Annotated in this window: 4 protein-coding genes and 1 pseudogene; all 5 read right to left on the reverse strand. The window is 56.7% G+C overall.

Features of this window, described 5'->3' with window-relative positions:
- Window positions 1-125: 125 nt before the first annotated feature.
- Window positions 126-1,076 (reverse strand): TraC-like domain-containing protein, encoded by a 951-nt coding sequence (locus PGX04_RS03535; protein ID WP_273737252.1) that lies wholly within the window; start codon window positions 1,074-1,076, stop codon window positions 126-128.
- Window positions 1,077-1,082: 6 nt separating this feature from the next.
- Window positions 1,083-1,373: a hypothetical protein gene (locus tag PGX04_RS03540; protein ID WP_273737253.1), complete on the reverse strand. Its 291-nt coding sequence runs from the start codon at window positions 1,371-1,373 to the stop codon at window positions 1,083-1,085.
- Window positions 1,374-1,594: 221 nt separating this feature from the next.
- Window positions 1,595-2,971, reverse strand: coding sequence for an ATP-binding protein (locus PGX04_RS03545; RefSeq protein ID WP_273737254.1), 1,377 nt, complete (start codon window positions 2,969-2,971; stop codon window positions 1,595-1,597).
- 6 nt (window positions 2,972-2,977) lie between these two features.
- Window positions 2,978-4,477, reverse strand: a complete 1,500-nt coding sequence (locus tag PGX04_RS03550; RefSeq protein ID WP_273737255.1) for a TrbL/VirB6 family protein — start codon at window positions 4,475-4,477, stop codon at window positions 2,978-2,980.
- 82 nt (window positions 4,478-4,559) lie between these two features.
- Window positions 4,560-5,060: pseudogene (locus tag PGX04_RS03555) on the reverse strand (hypothetical protein); the annotation flags it as partial.

Below are 5,060 nucleotides of genomic sequence, written 5' to 3' on the forward strand. Positions count from 1 at the left end.
GGTGAGGTCGTCGCCGTTGGCCTCGACGATCGCTGCTGCCCGGTCGAACGTCTCGTCATCGATCTCTTTGAGCGTGTGCTTACTTCCCGGGGTAAGACGAGAACGAAGCCCTGAGAGGAGCCCCATCAGTACTCACCCTCCGTTTTGGTCGCTTGGTTGAACTTCTCGAATTGCGGGTCGACGTGGTTGTAGTAGTGGTACAGAATTTCCATGGTTTCCTGACGGTCGGTTACCTGGTCGATCGAGACCTCTGTCCGGCCGAGTTTGTTCGTAATCCGGCGCTGTCGCTGTCTCACCTCCCGAATGCAGAGCTCAGTTCGTGCGTCCTCGTGTGACTCGCCGAACGGCGTGTGAGCGAGCACTCGCGAGCAGGCAGCGCCGATAAGCGGGAGATCGCCAAGCTGGCTCAGAACGCTTCCCGTGTCGAGATTCTTGTGGACCTGATCGGCGTCGACACGGGTGACGATGTAGAAATCGCGTTGTTTGAGGTCGGCGTCTGTGATCCGGTCGCTCGCCCACTGGATGTAGAACTTCCGTCCGTACTGGAGGATCGGCGTCTCTTCTCGGGCAGTCGTACTCGACGATGCTGCGTAGAAGCGCTCGAGGTGTCCCGTGAGGTCGAACGTTTTCGGATAGCACGGGACGGCCACGCTGAACTCGAGCGACATGAGGAAGGACATGTACGCGCTCATCGTGTCGTGTCTGGCCTCCTCACTCAGCGAGAGCCAGTTCTGCGGATGGACTTTCAAGAGGCCGATGTAGCTGTCACCGTCGACGGCGATGCCATCCTCCCGAACGTAGTCGAAGCTGAGTGTCTCCTGGGCCGTTGTCGATCCACCAAGGCGATCCTTGAGGTCGAAGTGATCGCGCGCTCGGGAGCGCTCTCGAGCGGTTGGAAGGTCCGTGTCGATGTCGTCAAGGAATTTGTCGAGTGCTTGCAGGACCTCGAGGTCGGATTCGGGTGTGGGCGGCGTGTGGTCACTGGTGGCAGTCGGCTGAACAACGGGCTTTTCATCCTCTTGGGACGTTTCTGAGGCTGTTTCAATGGCTGTCTCGTCGGTAGGTACAGTTCCCATCGTCGATCACCGTCCGTCGGCTTCCGCTTCCTGCTCGGCTTCGATCGTCTCGATATCGAGGCCAGCCTGCCGAACGTAGACGATGTCCTGGGCGACAGGTGTCTCTGGTTCGGGTCGCGTTCTCCGGTTGTGATACTCGTTCGAGCCGAGATGGTACTCGGCGGCGGCACGGGCGTAGCTGATGGGTCGCTGCCCGGCGGGGGAAACCAGCAAAACGAGGATGCCGATGGCGAGTCCAATCCCGCCGGCACCCAAGAACAGTGTCCCGGTGAAGCCGAGGCTTTGGGCAATACCCATGGCTAGGAACGGAACCACGAGAACCTCGCCAGCTTCTCGGGCGGTCAACCCGAAAACCAACTTCGTATTAACAACACGCCCTGCGATTGGGAATGTTTCCATATACAATCTGCACGTCTTAGGGGTATCTAGTTAAAAGTTACTCCCAATTTTGATATTTCAACTAGGTGTCGATTTTGAACGATCTTGCGGTCCCAACCTGCCTCTTGCTGGGCACGGCCTCAAGACTGGTGGTCCGGTTGGTCTGGAAGCGACATGTGGAGATCCTCGAGCGTGAGTTCGTCAGCGTCGCGTTCGGCGGCACGCATCGCGGCGTCGTCGACAACCCCAGCGATATCTGCGCTACTGACCCCTTCTGTCAGGTCGGCCATCTTCCCGTATGCGTTGTTGTCAAGGTCCGTCGGCAGTTCGTCGAGCCGGACGCGGAAAATGGCCTCTCGAGCGTCGCGATCTGGAAGTCCGAGTTCGTACTGCTGGTCAAAGCGACCCCGGCGAGTAGCCGCCTCATCAAGAAGTTCAGCACGGTTCGTCGCTGCGATCACGAGGTAATTCGGATCGTCGGCATCCAGATGAGCGAGGAACTCGTTGACAACCTGGGTGTGCTCGCGATTGACGTCGCTTTCACGGGAAGCGAGCAGCGCGTCGATCTCGTCGATGAAGATCACACACCGATCGAACTGTGCGGCCTCCTCAAACAGTCGGTTGACCTGCTCGGTGGACTTATTGACCCAGCGCGATTTGATATCGCCCGCAGAGAGCTCGAGATACGGGTGTCCGAGTTCGCCAGCAATGGCTCGAGCGAATAGCGTCTTGCCTGTCCCTGGAGGACCGTAGAAGAGAATACCGTTCGGTGGGGAGATATTGAAGCGTTCGTAGGCGGCATCGAGCCGGGTCAGCGGCCGGATCGCCGTGCGCTCGATCTCTGTTTTGAGTGGCTCCATCCCACCAACATCCGCAAACCCTGTGTCGGGCGCAGACTGCCAGCCGTATTGGAGTTGGGAGGGCATGGGTTGCTCTTGAGTCGCTCCATTGCTGGAGTGAGGCGTCTTCTTGTGTTTGGTCTCGGCTTTCTCTCTTTGGGCAGTCGCGTCCACTGTATCTGTCTGCTTCTCTTCTCCCGTCGCGATTTTCTCATCGAGAAGTTCTACGGTGGTTCCAATACTCACAGATAGCATCAGTGGAACACAAGCGAGCCAACTGGCTCCCATGTACCAAAAGTTATCAAACATAGAAGAGACTCGGAGCGGAGCAAGGATGCTTGCGAAAGCGGGCCAGTTATTCTCCCATGCAGGGAGAAACCACACCGCTGTCAATATCGATGTTCCAATGAAAGTTCCAATCAGCCAGATACGATCTGCTTGTTCGGGCTTGTCACCATGGAGTGGGTAGAGACCACCAGTCAGCAGAAGTGCAGTAAATGGGGTTGCCATCCAAATCACAGGAATTGCAATTAGCGCTATAATTGGATCGGAAAAATACGCTACAATCCAAACGATTCCGAGTGGAACAATGACATAATTCGCAGTGAAAAGACTGAAAGAAATGATGCCGACAACGACTTTCTTCAGGATACTCTTGGGTTGGGATGTTCTGTCCATCTTCCGTTAGTTGTTGTTGTCGTATTCGTCCAGTGTCTGTTGACTCGATTCTGGGTCTGGCGATGTGTCGGCGGTGTTGGTGCTGGCTTCGGCTTCCACACCACTGGTCGATTGTTGAGTCGACGTGTCGATAACGGGGTTTTCCCGATAGCGTTCCAACCCGGCCGCCGCCCACTCGGTCGGGGATTCGTGAAGATTTCGAGGTCCATAGGTAGCACCAGCTTTCATGTCCGAAGCTGCGCGCTTTCCACCTTTTTTTGCACCAGATCCTATTTTCTTACCTCCGCTCACATATCTATCCGGGACTTTCGACGCAGCTGTACTCCCAACTGCTGCTTTCGTTTGGCCTATGCGTGATCCCACGCTGCTGGCAGCACTGCTCGCCCTTCCACCTGTCTTTCTGTCGCCCCATCTGGCCCCTCTCGACCCCCCATACCTCGCTTGCTCCATCAGTTTAGTGCGTCGCGACTTCCCACCCGATTGGGTCGATGAAGAGGGTTGCGTTTGAGAACTCGAGCTGCTCTTTGCACTCCGACCGAGGCCTCTCGGCGACATTCCAGCCATCATGGCTGCTTTCAGCCCGACGGCCGCGGGGGCGACCAGCCCGATCAGCCAGAAGAGCATTGCTTCGATAAGTTCGCCAAACTCTGCCTCAGTTGCTTGCTCGCCCTGGACAGCGACATCCGAATACGCCCCGACGGCTGCCGCACCTGTCTGCAACAGCCCGGCCATCACGATTCCTGCAAGCAGCATGTACGCTGTCGCCCGCAAGAGCGTTTTCGCGATCGACGAGCTGTGGCGAAGTGGACCGAAATCCAGGTACAACATGGCCCCCAGAATTGGGAGCAAAATGAACGTCGCGTGGAACAAGAACTCGCGAAACACAAAGACCCCGAGGGCGAGCAAGATACCCGCGACGGAGACCAAGCTGATGATGATCCCACCGATGATGGCACCAGCGCCCAGCGCGGCTGTCCCGCCGAATCCAGCCTCGAGAATCTTTGGGCCGAACGCAGCGCCATAATCATCGGCATAGACATGCAGAATGATCGCATTCGTCAAAAGGAGACTAAAGTGCATGATCTGGCGGGCAACGGCCACGAAGATGATCACCTTCAACGTTTTCCAGACCAGCATGAAATTCGTCACCTCACGTCGATCGGCGAACGGCTTGGAGGCAATCCCAGCCATGAAGACGATCACCAGCAGTTGAGGGAAGATATCCAGATTGTGCTGGAAGGCACCCTGCATCGTCGGATCAGTATAGGGGCTGTCAAAGATGATGAACGAACGAATGCCGTTCGCAATGAGGCTACTGATGAACCCAATGATTCCGGACAGGATGTAGGTGAAAAAGTCCGAGACCCAGCCGGAGATAAACGCGACGGTGAGGGGGACGCCGTCAACTGGAAGGAAGGCACTGCTCTTCTGGGCTAACACCAGTATCGTGGGGTCAACGCTTTCTGTGATGCTTGTGATCGAAACGGGCAATCTGAATCCGGTCATGGGTTGGATGGGATCTCTGTTATGGGCGTGGCTGCCGTAGAGGGGCTGTTCAGTCTCACTGTGCTGGGTCGGGTTCGAACAGTCATTTGTTTGCACCTCTCATATACGCGAACGGAATGTACAAGATCACAAATGCAATGATCGAGACGAACGCCCCAGTGAAGCTCATCAGTAGCTGGTAGATGTTGAACGCCTCTGGCTGGAACGTGATCTGGGCCTCAGCTGGACTGTAGTACACCTCTTCCGCTGGATCAGTCTCACCCGTAAACGAAGCCGTCACGTAGAGGTCACGCCGTTCGACGACTGCGGTTCCGTCCGAGTCAGTCGTCACTTGTCCCTGGGCAGCCCCATGGAGCCAGAGTGTCTCGTTGCTAAGCGCTTCGCCGGTCTCCCCCTCGAACAGGTGGAGCTCTGCGTACGTGTCGTTGAGGATCGCCGTCTCGAGCTGGGCGTCGCGCTCTTGGACAGTCTGTGTCGACACCGGGATTGGATCGCCGTGGATATCGCGAATCTCTGTGATCGGCTGTTCTGCATTTGTAATGGTGAGCGTCGTCTGTCCACGCGGTTCGACCGAGGAGAGATT

The organism is Natrinema soli, from assembly GCF_028618695.1.